Raw genomic sequence first — 14,769 nt, forward strand, 5'->3', positions numbered from 1 at the left:
CGCGCGGCCGATAGCCGGCTATCGATTCGTTCCCATTCGGCCATGCCCGCCCACGCCGACAACCCCTATACCCTGATCACCGACGCCGATGCGATCGCCGCCGCGCTGGCCGATCTGCACGCACAGGCCGAGCCGGTTCTGCTACGCGCCATGGCCGACGGCGGCGGCCATCACGTGGCGCTGGCGGATATCGAGACCTCGCCGCCGCGGCTGGTCTGGCAGCACATCGACGCCGGACAGACGATGCCAATCGCGGCCGGCGACATGCTGCAGCTCGAGGCCCGGCGGCGCGCCGGGCATCTGGTGTCGTCGGCCATGCGCTGCGATCTGGTGTCGCAGGATGCGCGCGCCGGCCGGCTGGCGCTGTGTACCTGTCTGCCGATGCGGCTCACGCTGCGTCACGCGCGCCACGACTGGCGTGCGCGGCCGGCCGACGAGATGACGGTCGCGGCACGCTTGACACGGCCCGAGGCGCCGCCGGTGGCCGGCGTGCTCGTGGATCTGTCGGTCGGCGGTTGCCGGCTGGCGCTGGCCGACGGCGACGTGACGATCGAACCCGATGAATGGGTCAATCTTCGCTTGGTATTCCCCAACGGCGAGGAATCGGTGTTCGGCGCCCGGGTCGGCGATGTGGCCGTGCAGGCCGGCGCATCGATCCAGCTCGGGCTGATTTTCGCCGGGCTGAGCGACGAGCAGGCGCGCCGATTGTGGTTTCTGACCTGCGAGATCGATCGTGAGGCCGAGCGCCGCCAGCACGATCGCGGTGAACTGCGGCCCCTGGCGCCATCTCCGCTGTTTCAGATCAGTCCCTAACGCCGTCCGATCAATGCGCGGGCCCGTGCTCGCTATGGTCCTCCTTGCCGGACGACATCAGCAGCGATAGCGGCACCAGAGCCGCGATCACGACGCCGAGAATCCAGTAGTCGTCGATGTAGGACATGAGCTGCGACTGCTCGGCCACGAGATTGGCCAGGGTCGCCAGGGCCTGATGGCGTGCTTCGTCGAGCGCGGCCCCGGCGGCCATGAAATGCTGGGTCAACTGATGCAGCAGCGTCTGGGTTTGGTGATCGTAGGGCGTGACCGAAGATACCAGCACATGGTGATGATACTGGCCGCGTCGGGCCAACCAGGTGGTGACCAGCGAAATACCCACGCTGCCGCCGATGTTGCGGGTGAGATTGACCATCGCCGAGACTTGGTCGGTCTTGTCGGGCGGCACGCCGACGTAGGCGATGCTGGTCACCGGAATGAAGATGAAGGCCAGCCCGAGCGTTTGCAGGCAACGCGCGAGCACGAGCTGCGAGAACGAGCTGTTCAGATTGAAGCCGGTCATATGGAACATCGAGATCGAGACCAGCGCCAGACCGCCGCCGACCATCCAGCGCGCATCCACCCGGCCCGAAAGCACGCCCACGATCGGCATCATCACCACGATCAAGAAACCGCCCGGCGAGATCACCAGGCCCGCCAGCGTCGCGGTGTAGCCGAGCACTTGTTGCACGAACTGCGGGATCAGCAGGGTCGAGCCGAACAGCACGAACCCCAGCATGAACATCATGATGTTGGCGATCGAGAAATTCTTGTAGCGGAACAGGCTCAAATCCATGATCGGATGGCGCTGGAACGGCTCCCACAGCAGCAGCGTGAGCAGCGATAGCGCCGAGGCGACCGCCATGGTGGTGATGAAAGCCGACGAAAACCAGCCGTCGTCCTGGCCCTTGTCCAGCATGATCTGCAGACAGCCCAGGCCCACGATCAGCAGGGCGAAGCCGATATAGTCGATCTTGAAGCCGTCGGCCATCTTGGCCTTGCGGGCTTTTTCGTAGGCGGCCGAATCGTGGACCAGCACCCAGGCCAGGATGGTGAGCACGATGCCGACCGGCACGTTGAGCAAAAAGATCCAGTGCCAGGAGACATTGTCGGTAATCCAACCGCCGAGCGTCGGGCCGATGGCCGGGGCGAACACCACGGCCACGCCGTAGATGGAGAACGCCATGCCGCGCTCGCGCGGCGGGAACGAGTCGGCCAGAATCGCCTGCGAGACCGGTTGCAGGCCGCCGCCGGCCGCGCCCTGGATGATACGAAAGAACACCAGCCAGGCGAGCGAGGGGGCCATGCCGCAGGCCAGCGACGCGATCGAGAAGCATATGATCGAGCCGATGAAAAAGCGCTTGCGGCCGAACACCTGCGAAAACCAGCCCGAAATCGGCAGCACGATGGCGTTGGAAACCAGGTAGGCGGTCAGAATCCAGGTCGCTTCGTCCTGGCTGGCCGCCAGCGAACCGGCGATATGCGAGAGCGACACATTGGCGATGGAGATGTCGAGCACCTCCATGAACGCCGCCAGGCCGACCACCGCCGCGATCAGCCAACGTCCGGCCGGGTATTGTGCCCGGCCGGCGGTCGCGGTAGCGCTCATCGCGCGGCCGCGGTCTCGGTGGCCGGAATCTCGGACCGGTCCAGCGGTTTGATGTCGCCGGCGACGTTGATCGTCGGCTCCACCGACAGCCCGGGCGAGACATGCAAGCCCTCGAGCTGCTTCGGCTTGGAGAAGATGATCTTGACCGGCACCCGCTGGACGATCTTGACGAAGTTGCCGGTCGCGTTCTGCGGCGGCAGCAGCGAAAAGGTCACGCCGGTACCCGGCTGGATCGATTCCACCCGACCGGCGAATTCACGATCGGGATAGGCGTCGATGGCGATCGAAACCGGTTGGCCGGGCTGTACGCGGCCGAGCTGCGTTTCCTTGTAGTTGGCCACCACCCACGGGTCGGTCTCGACCAGCGCCATCGCCGCCTGACCGGCGCCGACCCGGCTGCCGGCGACGATCGATTTCTGCGCGATCTTGCCGTCGTGCGGCGCCCGTATCTCGGTGTACGACAGATTCAGCCGGGCCTGCTGGACCTGGGCCTTGGCCTGCGCGATCTTGGCATGCGCGGAAGACGCCTGCGCTTTTTTGAGCTGGATGCGATCCGGCGAAGCCTGGGCCTGGGCCAGTTGGGCGCGGGCTTGGCGGACCTGGGCCTCGGCCGACTTGGCTTGCGTGGTTTTCTGGTCGAGCTGCTGCTTCGAGACTTCATGCTTGGCATAAAGGGCGCGATAGCGCTGTGCGTCCGCCTTGGCGCGTTGGGCCTCGGCCTGGGCCGACGCCAACGCGGCCTGGGCGTTGGCGATGTCCGCCGCACTGGTCTGGCGCGTGACCGCCAGATCGCGCTTGCTGGCGTTGTACGAGGCGCGGGCGGCTTCGAGGTTCGCCTCGGCCTTGGCCAGCGCGGTCTTGAATTCGGCCGGATCGAGCGTGAACAGCACGTCGCCTTTCTCGACATGCTGATTGTCGCGCACGAACACCTTGGCCACGGTGCCGGTCACGCGGGGCGCGATCTGGGCGATATCGGCCCGGACATAGGCATCGTCGGTCGAGACTTCGTTGCGGTGGACGAACCACCAGGCGAACCAGGCCAGGCCGCAGAGCGCGACCAGCGTCACCGCGATTATCGCCACCCGGCGGCCCTTGCCGCGCTTGTTGCCCGGCTCGGTGGTTTGATCGTTGGCAGCGTCGGTCGAGCTCATGGCGTCATCGGTTGGGTAAGACTGAATTGCTGGGCGCGGCCGAACGCGGCGGCGAGATTGATCCGGGCGCGTGTGTATTCGGCCAGCGCGTCGATGCGGCCGTTGCGCGCATCGGCGAGGTTGGACTGGGCATCGACTACTTCGACGTTGTCGCCCACGCCGTGCGCGAAGCGATCGCGCGAGCGCGCCAACTCCTGTTTGGCCAGCGTCAGGTTGGCGCGGGCCGCGCGCACGCGGGAGGCCAGGGTCTCGAGCGTCTGGCGTGCCGTGCGCACCTCTTGCTCGATCTGTCGCCGGGTATCGCGGAACCGGATGCGCTGCTGGTTGAGCTGGCTGGCGGCGGCATCGATTTGCCCGGAAATCCGGCCGCCGGCGAAGATCGGCACGCTCAGGCTGGCGCCGATGGCATAGGTCGGCCGCTCGTTCTCGTTCGGCGTGTTGCCGGATGCGCCGTAGTCGGCCTCGATCGAGAGCGTGGGCAGGCGCTCGCCACGCGCGGAGGCCAGATTGCGCCGGCCGCGGGCGATACGTGTACGGGCGACGTCGATCTCGGGCCGGCCCGCCAGGGCGGTGTCGATCGCGGCGTCGACCGGGCCGAGCGGCATCGGCCGGAACACCAGCGGATCGGTGAGCTTGAGGTTGGAACCCAGCGGCAGCCCGGCGGTACGCGCGAGCTGGATTTCGGCGCGCGTGCGCTCGGTCCGACGTTGGGCCAGATCGGCCCGGACGCGGGCCAGACGCGCCCGCGCGCGGGTAACGTCCACGCCGGTGGCCACGCCCACCTGTTCCTGATCGCGGGCCAGTTTAAGCAGGGTCTTGGCCTGTTCGACGTTGGCCTCGGCCGCCTCGACCGCGCGCCGGGCCGACAGCGCCTGTACATAATCCAGTTCGGTTTGGGTCGCGACCTGTTCACGGGCCACGGCGAGTCGGTCGGCGGCGACCTTTTCGCCGAGCTTGGCGCTTTGATAATCCTGCCAGGCGCTATAGTCGAACAGGGTCTGGCGCAGCCTGGCGCGGGCGTCGAAATTGTTATAGGTGACCGTGGTCGGGAAGCTCAGGCCGAGCCCGGCGGCCGCGCCGGCCTGGGCGCCCGACTGGGGACCGACATCGGAGCCGAAATCGAAGCCCTGCGCGGCCAGGTTGGTTTGCCGCCGCGACTCGCTGACCTGGCCGCTAATATGCGGCAGAAACGCCGAGCGGGCCGATACGCGCTTGCCGGCCGCCTCGTTCTGCCGCGCCTGGGCGAGCAGGGTGTCGACATTGGTCGACAGGGCATCGCTGACCGCTTCGGCCAGCGACAGCGAGCGGGTCGGGGTGGCCGGCCGGGTCGTGTCCTTGGCCGCGTCGGCGGCGAGCGCCGGCGGAACCGGTGCCACGGCCAAGCCGGCAACTAGGACAACGACCGGGCCGACAACCGGGCCGGGCGGGATCAGGCGGCGGTTCATGGGGCCTCTCCGATCAGGCGTATAAGCAGGTCACGCAGCTGATCCTGTTCGTTTTCGGACAACGGTGCGACCAGTTCCTTCTTGGCCTCGATCAGCGCCGGCTTGATGTCGGCCAGAGCTTTTTTACCGGCCTCGGTCAGGCCTACCACGTGCGCCCGCCGATCCGCCGGATCGCGGTTGCGCACGGCCCAGTCGCGTTTTTCCAGCGTGTCCACGAGATAGGTCACGGTGGTGCGATCCAATCCCAGCGCATCGGCGATCTGGCTCTGCCAGAGTGCCTCATGCGCTTCCAGAAGCAGCATGACGGCGTATTCGCGCCCGGCGATGTCGAACGCCGCGGTGTGGCGGGTGAACACATCGAGCTGACGCTGGTGGGCGCGTGCCAGCAGATAAGGCAGGCGCGCGCGGATCGAATCGGGCAGACAGATGGACACGACCGACGGGCATGGTGGAGCGGGCCGATATTATTAGAACAATATAGTCAGCGGTCAATACTATATTGACGAACCGCTATCTTTGGCCTGGTACAACGCCGTATTCACACGGCGGCGCGATCGAGCAACGGCGCGGCTGCCTCGCCGAGCGCCGCCGTGCCATAGGCGCCGGGCCGGCGCGGCGCCAAGCGAGCCGCGCAGAACGCCTCGCCGATCCACGGCGCGTCGCCGGTGAGCAGGATCGCGGCCTGCAAGGCGCGGGCGATGTCGCCGGCGAGGATGCGCGCGCCGGCCGGGTCGACGTTTGCGGTCAGCCGCGCACGCAGCGTTTCGCAGTGCGCATCGAAGGCCGGATGCAGCCCGGCGGCGGCGTCCAGTTCCGTTGCCAGCGCCTCGGCGCCGGCCGGGTTTTTTGCCAGCGCCCGCAGCAGATCAAGACACTGCACGTTGCCCGAGCCTTCCCAGATGGAATTTAGCGGCGCTTGTCGATAGAGGCGGGGCAGGATCGACTCCTCGACATAGCCGTTACCGCCGAGACACTCCTGGGCTTCGTTGACCAGGGCCGGTGCGGCTTTGCAGATCAAATATTTACCGACCGGTGTCGCCAACCGTGCGAGCTGCGTTTCGTGCTCGGACGCGCCCTCGAAGGCGCGCGCGAGGCGCATCGAATAGGCGATCGCGGCTTCGGATTCGAGCGCCAGATCGGCCAGCACTTCGGCCATCAACGGCGCCTTAATCAGGCGCTGGCCGAAAGCCTCGCGATGCCGGGCGTGGTGGATCGCCTGCACCACGGCCTGACGCATCAGCCCGGCCGAGCCGAGCATGCAGTCCAGCCGGGTCTGGGCCACCATCTCGATGATGGTCGCGACGCCGCGGCCGGGCGCGCCGATGCGATACGCCTCGGCGTCGCGGAATTCCACTTCGGAGGAGGCGTTGGATCGGTCGCCTAGTTTGCTTTTGAGACGCTGGATGTCGATGGCGTTGCGCTCGCCGTCCTGCCGCCAGCGCGGCAGCACGAAGCACGACAGCCCGTCGGGTTCGCGCGCCAGAACTAAAAACAAATCGCACATCGGCGCCGAGAAGAACCATTTGTGCCCGCGTAGGGTGAACACGCCGTCGCGGCCAGTGGCGATGGCGCGCGTGGTGTTGGCGCGCACGTCCGAGCCGCCCTGTTTTTCGGTCATGCCCATGCCGACCGTGAGCCCGGTCTTACCGGCGGCCGGGATCACCCGTGGATCGTAGGCCGCGGTCAATACCCGATCCAGCCAACGCCGGCCGGGATCGGGAAAGCGGGCGAACACGGCGGCGGCGGCGTGGGTCATGGTGATCGGGCAGGCGGTGCCGGCCTCGAACTGATTGTGCAGGTAGTACAGCGCGCTGCGTACGACCTGGGCGCCGGGTCGGTCGGCGGTCCAGGTCAGCGCATGCAGGCCGTGTTCCTTGGCCAGCGCCATCGCGCGGTGATAGGCCGGATGGAACTCGACTTCGTCGATACGCGCCCCGTAGCGGTCGAAGGTATGCAGCGTCGGCGGATTTTCGTTGGCGGTGAAACCGAGATCGGCCAATTCGCCGCCGGCGATCGCGCCGTAGGCGCGCGCGCGTTCGGCGCCCCAGCCGCCGCCCTCGCGCGTCAGCGCCGCGCTAAGCGCGATGTCGGTGGTGAATGCGTTGTAATCGACCAGCGGCGGCGGCTGGTTGGTCACCGTATGGGTGGCGAGTTCGCGCCGTGGGCGGTAGGGGTTACGATGCACGCGCGGCTCCGGGGGTGCGAATATTCCAACGGTTTAGCACGACCGCGGTGGATCAAGGAAGTCGCCGAAAGGATAAATTTTCGCTTTTTATCCGCCGCAGATGCCGGCTCAATGACGATTCGGCTACCCGGCCGCCGTTTGCCGCACGCGCTTGACCGGCGCGAAATCGCCGACGAAGGAGATCTCGGGCGTCAGCCAGTAGCCGGTGGCCGCCTCGACCGTCTTCTGCGTATGCATGATCAGGCCGCAGACATCGGCCGCGCTCGCGCCGCCGCGATTGACGATGATGTTGGCGTGGCGCGGCGAGATCTGGGCGTCGCCCCAGGCGAAGCCCTTGAGACCGGCTTCGTCGATCAACCGGCCGGCGCCGATGCCGTCGATCTTGCGAAAGATCGAGCCGGCCGAGGGTTCGGTGTCCAGCGGCGGGTGCCGCTCGCCGCGCCAGCGCAGGTTCTCTTCCATCACGCGGGTGAGCGCTTCGCCGTTGGCGGGTTCGAGTTCGAACGTCGCCGAGAGCACGATGTCGTCGCGATGATGCAGCACCGACTGGTCGTAGCCGAACTCGAAGTAGTCGGCGTCGACGATACGGCGCTCGTTGTCGGCGTTCAGAATATCAGCCGATTCCAGCACTTCGCCGATGAACAGGGTGCGCTCGCGCGCGGGCGCCGGCGACAGGAAATGCAGGTTCTGCCATAGCGCGCCGCCCACGGTCGACGGGATGCCGACATAATGCTCCAGCCCCGACAGCCCGTGGCCGACCGCGGCGTCGATCACGTCCGGGTAGATCAGCGCGCCGCTGGCCGCGAACACGCGCGGGCCCTTGACCGTCAGCGCGTGCGCATGATTGGCGATCACCAGCCCGGAAAAGCCGCGATCGCCGATCAGGATGTTGGCGCCGGCGCCGAGCAGGAAGAAGTCCACGCCTTCTTCGCGCGCGACGCGCACCGCCGTGGCCAGCGCCTCCGGGGTGGTGGCTTCGAAATACAGTGCCGCCGGGCCGCCGATGCCGAAACTGGTCTTGTCGGCCAGCGGCACGTCGCGGGCCAGACCGGGGCCGAGCCGGGCGGCCAGCCGGCGACGCTGGGCGGAATCGGGACGGCGGGGATTGCGCATGTCGATCATGAGCGGATTGCAATGCGCCGATGGTCGGGGCACCGGCCGTGCTTTGCAAGACGGCCCGTATCGACGCCGTCCCGAAGCGCGGACGCGATGAGATAAGCTGGTTTATCGGTTTTTCGTCAGCGAGCGTTGTCTTGTCATTCTCGCCGCGCATCGTGGTGTTCGATCTGGATGTCACCCTGACCCGGTACGACACTTTTCTGCCTTTTATCGTGGGCTATTTGCGCCATCATCGGAAGCGCCGCAGCGTCTGGCTCTGGAAGCTGCCGGTCGCGCTGCTCAAGTTCTGGCGCTGGGGCGATCGGACTTGGCTCAAGACCGAGATGCTACGGGCTTTCATCGGCGGCGAGCCGCGCGCGCGGGTCGCGCAATGGACCGAGCGCTTCGTCGACGATCTGCTGGACGAGGCGATGCGCGAGCAGGGCCTGGCCCAGCTACGCGACTTCCAGAGCCGCGGCGTGCGCGTGATTCTGGCCTCCGCCAGCTTCGATATTTACGTCGAGCGGATCGCGGAAAAGCTCGACATCGGCGAGGTGCTGGCGACCCGCGCCGCCTGGAACAGCCGCGGCCGGCTGGTCGGCCTGGACGGTGAGAATTGTCGCCACGAAGAAAAGCTGCGCCGCGTCAAGGCGCTGCCCGACATGCCCGAAGACGGCGCCGGCGTGGCCGCCTATTCGGATTCGCACGCCGATCTGCCGCTGCTGTCCTGGGCCGAGCACGGGGTGGCGGTCTGGCCGTCCAAGCGGCTGTTTCATCAGGTCGGCGGCCTCGGCCTGGATGTCGTGCGCTGGTGAATTGCGTGGGCAGCCGCGTTTTAAGCCCGTACAATGAAGGGCCGTTTTCATCGGCCCAGGGCAGGCCGAGGCCCCGATCGAAGCATGGCCGCATTGAATTATATCGTTACGCTGGTCGCGCGCCGCGCGCTCCGGCTGCACCGTGAGCACGAAGACGGCTGACTTGCGGCCGGCCCACTGGCTGGACCGCGACGGGCCGACCACGCTATGCGCGATGTTCGACGCCCGGGTGGCCGCCTCGCCGGAGGCGATCGCCTATCGTTTTTATTCGCCGCGCACCCACGCCTGGCACGAACTGGCCTGGCGCCAGGCGGCCGAGCGCGTGGCGGCCTGGCGGCGCGTGCTGTATGCGCACGGCGTCGGCCACGGCGATCGGGTGGCGATCATGCTGCGCAATTCGCCGGAATGGCTGTGCGTGGATCAGGCCGCGATGAGCCTCGGCGCGATCACGGTCGGTCTGTTCTGTGCCGATACGCCGGCCAGCAACGCGCACCTGGTGTCCGACAGCGGCGCCAAGGTGATCGTGGCGGTCAAGGCGCGCTGGGTGCTGCGTATCCTCGGCGAGCGGGGCTGCGCCGATCTCGGCCATGCCTTCGTATTCACCGGCGAGCGCGAAGCCGATATGCGCTTGCACTGTGCCGACGCCGCGCTGGCGGCCGTCGGCGATGCGCCCGATCCCGGGGTCGCGCGACCCGCGCCGGACGATTTGGCCAGCCTGATCTACACCTCCGGCTCGCAGGGACGGGCGCGCGGCGCCATGCTGACCCACGCCAACCTGCTCTCCAACGCTCAGAGCGTGGCCGACGCCTTGCCGGTATTGGAGCGCGAGTACGCCTTGTCTTATGTGCCGCTCGCGCACAGTTACGAGCGTGTGGTCGATGCTTACCGCGCGATGATCGTGGGTGCGACCATCGTGTTTTGCAGGCATCCACGCTTTCTGGGGCTGACGCTCGCGCGCGAACCGGTGACCACGCTGATCGGCGTGCCGCGCGTCTACGAACGGTTCTATGTGGAGTTGACGCGCTGGATGGCGCGCCGGCCGCGGATCGTGCGGCGGTTGATCGTGGCCACGATCAATACCGGCGAGGCGGTGTTCGAACGCGAGCAGGGCCGCGCCGGCTTTCGTCTGTCGCACCTGCTCTGGCCGTTGCTGCGTTATTTCGTCGCCCGGCGCTGTCTGCGTCTGTTCGGGGCGCAGATGCAGCTCGCCGTGTCCGGTGCGGCGGCGCTGCCGTATCCGGTGGCGCGCACGCTGGTCGGGCTGGGCCTGCCGATTTTGCAAGGCTACGGGCTGACCGAGGCCGGCCCGGTGGTCAGCGTGAACCGCGCGCACGACAATGAACTCGACAGCGTCGGGCTGGTCATCGACGGCGTCGCCACCAAGATCGGGCCCGACAACGAACTACTGGTGCGCTCGCCCGGCGTGATGCGCGGCTACTGGAACGACGAGGAATCGACCGCCCGAGTGCTGGCCGCCGGCGGCTGGCTGCACACCGGCGACAAAGTGAGCCGGCTGGACAAGAAGCGGTTGTATCTGACCGGCCGCATGAAAGAGATCATCGTGCTGACCTCGGGCGAGAAAGCCTCGCCCGAGCCGATCGAGGAAACGCTGCGGCTGGATCCGCTGATCGCCCGCGCGATCGTGGTCGGCGAGGCCCGCCCGGTGCTGGCGGCGGTGGTCAGCTGCCCGGCGCACCGGCTGGTCCCGATCATGCGCCGGCTGGGGCTGGACCCCGGCGTGGCCGCCAGTTTGCACAGCTCGCGGCTGGAGAACTATTTTATCGACCGCCTCGCCAAGCTGACCACGGGTTTTCCCGCGCACGCCCAGATCCGGCGCGTGGCGGTGACCACCGACCGCTGGACCGAGGACAACGGCCTGATCTCGGGCACCGACAAGATCCGGCGCCGGCGCGTGGCGCGCTGTTATGCTCGCGAGATCAACCGCCTCTATGGCCGCCGCGCGGCGGGGGAGAAGAGCGACGTGTCGCAGAACACGAATTTGGGATAAACCATGCCCGTTATAGCCATCATCGCCGCGGTGATCGCGGCCTACGTCATCGGCTCGTTGTCCGGTAGCCTGCTGCTCGGCCCGTTGTTCAATCAGGCGGATCTGCGCACCGGCGGCAGCGGCAATGCCGGCGCGACCAACGCCCTGCGCGCCGGCGGGCGCGGCTACGGATTGGCCGTGCTGATTTTCGATATGGTCAAGGGCGCCGTGGCCGCCGGTTTGGTGCCGATCCTGTTGCACACCTACGGCCCGTGGCCTTTTGTCTGCGGCATCGTGGCGATTCTCGGTCATGTCTATCCCGTGTTCTACGGCTTTCGCGGTGGCAAGGGCGCGGCCACCTGCATCGGCGTGCTGGCGGTTTTGTTGCCGGGCTCGCTGGCTTTCGGCGCCGCGGTCTGGGTGGCGGTGCTGGTGGCTTCCGGATTCGTCGGGCTGGCGACGATTCTCGGCATGATCGGCGTGGCGATCGCGAGCTTTTTCGTGCCCGGCGTTCCGAGCGCCGGGCATGTGTTCGTGGTCGCGGCCAGCCTGATCATCATCTATACGCATCGCGGCAACATCGCCCGTATGCGCGCGGGCAACGAGAACCGCTTCGAGCGCGCGCGCATCTGGCGTCGGCGATGAACGCCGCCGGCCGGCCCGACGAGATCGAATCCGCCGATCCGCTGATCGTCGCGCTGGCCGGCGGCGGCTGGGTTTCCGGGCCGGCGCTTGCCGCGCATTTGGGCGTAACGCGCTCCGCGGTGTCGGCCCGGATCGCGCGGCTGCGCCGGACCGGTATCGATGTCTATGCGGTCTCGGGCAAGGGCTATCGGCTGGCCGGGGCGCTCGACCTGCTCGATGCCAAAGCCATACGCGCCGGGCTGTCGGCCGCCGGGCGCGACATGCTCGATCAACTGATCGTGCGCCAGAGCGTGGATTCGACCAACAGCGTGCTCGGCGGCTGCCGCGACGGCGCGACCCGGGCCTGCCTGGCCGAATATCAGACCGCCGGACGCGGGCGCGCGGGGCGGGCCTGGATATCGCCGTTCGCGGCCAATCTGTATCTGTCGGTCGGCTATGATCTGGTGCTGCCTCGGGCGCCGGTGGCCACGATCAGTCTCGCGGTCGGCGTGGCGCTGGCCGAGGCGTTGGCCGATCTGGGCGTGGCCGATATCGGTCTCAAATGGCCGAACGATCTGTGGATCGGGCGCGATAAGCTCGGCGGCATTCTCACCGAGGTGCGTGGCGAAGTGGCGGGCATGGCGCGGCTGGTCGTGGGTTTGGGGCTGAACATCGCCATGCCGCGCGGGCCGGCGAGCGCGATCGATCAGCCATGGACCCGGCTGGTCGATCACGCGCCGCCCGGGCTTACCCGCAGCCGCGTGGCCGGGCGCTGTCTGGATGCCGTGCTCGCCGCGCTGACCGAGTTCGAGACCCGTGGTTTCGAGCCTTTCGCGGCACGCTGGCCGCGTTACGACCGCGTGGCCGGTCAGCCGGTCGATCTGGTCGAGAACCACCGGCGTACGTCCGCCATCGCGCAGGGCGTCGCCGACGACGGCAGCCTGTTGGTGGAGATCGACGGCGCCCGGCGCGCGGTCTACGCCGGCGATATCAGTCTGCGTCTCGTGGCGTCCTAATTGATTGTATCCTACCAAAGGACTAGGGCTGGCTGCATGGCCGGTCGATCGTGCCGGGCAGACGTTTTGTCCGGCGTATGGCGGCCAGGTGGCCAAGGGCGCCACAAGCCGTCAGAATAAGCGTGCGCTGTATTTTTCGCCCGCGTAGCTCAGTTGGTAGAGCAGCTGTCTTGTAAACAGCAGGTCATCGGTTCGACTCCGGTCGCGGGCTCCATCCCACCCCTCGTGCAGTTCTTTGTTTTAGTGCATTATTCATGCGGTTACGCGGACCGCGGGCGCTACGGGCCCCGGTCGCGTTGTCGGCCAGGGGCAGCGTTGTCTTGGGCGGGCGGCCATGCGTGGCGGTCGATCGGGTAGGCGCGATTCTCGCGGCGCCATATCTGGCCGGTAATCCGCCGACGCCTGGCCGTCTGTGTGATGCGCGCTGAATAAATGTCTGAATCAAAAAACGCGGATTCAAAGGGGGAACGTATGGCCTCGTCTCAATCGGGTGGGCACCTGCAGCGCCAAGCCGGACGGCTGGGGCTGCTATTTGCCAGCACCACCAGCATGATCGGCTCGGGTTGGCTGTTCGGCGCCTATCACGCAGCCAAGCTCGCCGGACCGTGGAGTATTCTGAGCTGGGTTATCGGTGCCGCCATCATCATGATGCTGGCGTTCTGTTTCGCCGAGCTGGCGACGATGTTTCCGCGCAGCGGCGCGCTCGTACATATCAGCCACGCCAGTCACGGCCCGGGCCTGGGTCGAATCTGGAGCTGGATGTTGTTTCTGGCCTACGTGCCGGTACCGGCGGTCGAGGCCGAGGCGGTCGTGACCTACGCCAACAGTTACCTGCCGTTTCTGGTCGACCCGGCCAATGGCGTGCTGACCGCATTCGGTTTTATCGCAGCGGTGATTCTGCTGCTGATTTTTGCGCTGCTGAACCTACTGGCGATCCGGACGCTCCTGCGTGTCAATTCCGCTCTCACCTGGTGGAAGATTTTTGTGCCGTTGGCGACCGTGGTGACATTGATCGTAGTGGCTTGGCATCCGGAGAATCTGCATGCCGCAGCCGGTACCTATCAGATTTCGGGTATCTTCACCGCACTACCGGCCGCGGGCGTCGTATTCAGCTTTCTGGGTTTCAGAACCGCAATCGAGCTGGCCGGTGAAAGCTCTGATCCGAACCGCTATATGCCGTTCGCGGTCATCGGCTCGGTCATACTCGCCAGCGTTGTATATGTCGGGCTGCAGGTCGCCTTCATCATGGCGCTGTCGCCGGGTGAGCTCGCTGGCGGCTGGTCCATGCTGTCGTTCACGGGTGACCTTGGGCCGTTTGCGGGCCTGGCCTCGGGGCTCGGCCTGACTTGGCTGGCCACGATTCTGTATATCGATGCCTACACATCGCCGGGTGGAACCGGGCTGATCTATGTGACCGGTGGTTCGCGTATCGTGATGGCCAACGGTCAGCTCGAGTCCGGGCCCAAGGGCCTGGCCAAGCTCAATGCGCGGGGCGTGCCATGGGTCGGCGTGCTGATCATGTGGATCGTGGGCTGTCTGTTTCTGCTGCCGTTCCCGGCCTGGCAAAAGATGGTTGCCTATATCACTTCGATCACCGTGCTGACTTATGGCATCGGGCCGGTGGTACTGATGTGTTTGCGCCGCAACGCGCCGAACGCCGAACGTCCGTTCAAGCTGGCCGGGGCTAACGTGCTGGCCCCGATCACCTTCATTCTGAGTAACTGGATCATTTACTGGGCGGGTTTCTATACCAACTCGGTGCTGTTCATCATCATCGCTGTTGGCTTCGCGATCTATGCGCTGTACTACCACCTGATCGCGCGCATGCCGAGCGAGGAATTCGGCTGGCGCTATATCTCCTGGATCCTGCCGTGGTTCGGCGGCATGTGGGTGCTGTCCTGGCTCGGCGATATCGGCGGCGGCCTCGGCGTGCTGGCGTTCGTGCCCGAGCTTATTTTGATCGCGATCTGGAGTCTTGTCGTGATGTGGTTCGCATTCAAGACCACACTGTCTCCGGCTGACACCGAGC

The 14,769-nt window shown here is 66.7% G+C and carries 12 protein-coding genes and 1 tRNA gene; 7 read left to right on the forward strand and 6 right to left on the reverse strand.

Annotated features, from left to right (window positions below; genetic code table 11):
- The first annotated feature begins 42 nt into the window (after positions 1-42).
- On the forward strand, positions 43-813 hold the full coding sequence (locus VFJ08_RS05055) for a PilZ domain-containing protein (protein ID WP_324995813.1): 771 nt from the start codon (positions 43-45) through the stop codon (positions 811-813).
- Between the two features lie 10 nt (positions 814-823).
- On the opposite strand, the gene VFJ08_RS05060 is transcribed toward VFJ08_RS05055, so the two are convergent.
- From VFJ08_RS05060 to murB, 6 genes are all read right to left on the reverse strand, one after another.
- Positions 824-2,419, reverse strand: a complete 1,596-nt coding sequence (locus VFJ08_RS05060; RefSeq protein WP_324995815.1) for a DHA2 family efflux MFS transporter permease subunit — start codon at positions 2,417-2,419, stop codon at positions 824-826.
- Positions 2,416-3,570 carry an HlyD family secretion protein gene (locus VFJ08_RS05065; protein ID WP_324995817.1) on the reverse strand — a complete coding sequence of 385 codons (1,155 nt, stop codon included), beginning with the start codon at positions 3,568-3,570 and terminating at the stop codon, positions 2,416-2,418. Before VFJ08_RS05065 ends, VFJ08_RS05060 begins: the two co-directional genes overlap by 4 nt.
- Entirely contained in the window at positions 3,567-5,015 is a 1,449-nt protein-coding gene (locus VFJ08_RS05070) for a TolC family protein (RefSeq protein ID WP_324995819.1), read from the reverse strand. The genes VFJ08_RS05065 and VFJ08_RS05070 overlap by 4 nt, the downstream gene beginning before the upstream one ends.
- Positions 5,012-5,449 (reverse strand): MarR family transcriptional regulator, encoded by a 438-nt coding sequence (locus VFJ08_RS05075; RefSeq protein WP_324995821.1) that lies wholly within the window; start codon positions 5,447-5,449, stop codon positions 5,012-5,014. The genes VFJ08_RS05070 and VFJ08_RS05075 overlap by 4 nt, the downstream gene beginning before the upstream one ends.
- A 104-nt stretch (positions 5,450-5,553) precedes the next feature.
- The gene (locus VFJ08_RS05080; protein WP_324995823.1) at positions 5,554-7,200 is read right to left on the reverse strand and encodes an acyl-CoA dehydrogenase family protein; all 1,647 of its coding nucleotides are present in this window, start codon (positions 7,198-7,200) and stop codon (positions 5,554-5,556) included.
- Between the two features lie 123 nt (positions 7,201-7,323).
- Positions 7,324-8,313 carry a UDP-N-acetylmuramate dehydrogenase gene (gene murB / locus VFJ08_RS05085; RefSeq protein WP_324995825.1) on the reverse strand — a complete coding sequence of 330 codons (990 nt, stop codon included), beginning with the start codon at positions 8,311-8,313 and terminating at the stop codon, positions 7,324-7,326.
- A gap of 140 nt (positions 8,314-8,453) precedes the next feature.
- On the opposite strand from murB, the gene VFJ08_RS05090 reads away from it, so the two are divergent.
- From VFJ08_RS05090 to VFJ08_RS05115, 6 genes are all read left to right on the forward strand, one after another.
- Positions 8,454-9,113, forward strand: a complete 660-nt coding sequence (locus tag VFJ08_RS05090) for an HAD-IB family hydrolase (RefSeq protein WP_324995827.1) — start codon at positions 8,454-8,456, stop codon at positions 9,111-9,113.
- Positions 9,114-9,255: 142 nt separating this feature from the next.
- Positions 9,256-11,121, forward strand: coding sequence for an AMP-dependent synthetase/ligase (locus VFJ08_RS05095; protein WP_324995829.1), 1,866 nt, complete (start codon positions 9,256-9,258; stop codon positions 11,119-11,121).
- Positions 11,122-11,124: 3 nt separating this feature from the next.
- Positions 11,125-11,745, forward strand: coding sequence for a glycerol-3-phosphate 1-O-acyltransferase PlsY (gene plsY / locus VFJ08_RS05100; RefSeq protein ID WP_324995831.1), 621 nt, complete (start codon positions 11,125-11,127; stop codon positions 11,743-11,745).
- The gene (locus tag VFJ08_RS05105) at positions 11,742-12,740 is read left to right on the forward strand and encodes a biotin--[acetyl-CoA-carboxylase] ligase (protein WP_324995833.1); all 999 of its coding nucleotides are present in this window, start codon (positions 11,742-11,744) and stop codon (positions 12,738-12,740) included. Before plsY ends, VFJ08_RS05105 begins: the two co-directional genes overlap by 4 nt.
- Before the next feature lie 138 nt (positions 12,741-12,878).
- Positions 12,879-12,954, forward strand: a tRNA-Thr gene (locus VFJ08_RS05110).
- Positions 12,955-13,211: 257 nt separating this feature from the next.
- A partial coding sequence (locus VFJ08_RS05115; protein WP_324995835.1) for an APC family permease occupies positions 13,212-14,769 on the forward strand: 1,558 nt, incomplete at its 3' end.

This window comes from Salinisphaera sp., assembly GCF_035690525.1.
In the GTDB taxonomy this organism is placed as follows: Bacteria; Pseudomonadota; Gammaproteobacteria; order Nevskiales; family Salinisphaeraceae; genus Salinisphaera.

Excerpts from the sequence above, each read along its gene's own strand:
- VFJ08_RS05070 (WP_324995819.1), bottom strand. The coding sequence starts at position 5,015 with ATGAACCGCCGCCTGATCCCGCCCGGCCCGGTTGTCGGCCCGGTCGTT.
- VFJ08_RS05055 (WP_324995813.1), top strand. The coding sequence starts at position 43 with ATGCCCGCCCACGCCGACAACCCCTATACCCTGATCACCGACGCCGAT.
- VFJ08_RS05065 (WP_324995817.1), bottom strand. The coding sequence starts at position 3,570 with ATGAGCTCGACCGACGCTGCCAACGATCAAACCACCGAGCCGGGCAAC.
- VFJ08_RS05060 (WP_324995815.1), bottom strand. The coding sequence starts at position 2,419 with ATGAGCGCTACCGCGACCGCCGGCCGGGCACAATACCCGGCCGGACGT.
- plsY (WP_324995831.1), top strand. The coding sequence starts at position 11,125 with ATGCCCGTTATAGCCATCATCGCCGCGGTGATCGCGGCCTACGTCATC.
- murB (WP_324995825.1), bottom strand. The coding sequence starts at position 8,313 with ATGCGCAATCCCCGCCGTCCCGATTCCGCCCAGCGTCGCCGGCTGGCC.
- VFJ08_RS05105 (WP_324995833.1), top strand. The coding sequence starts at position 11,742 with ATGAACGCCGCCGGCCGGCCCGACGAGATCGAATCCGCCGATCCGCTG.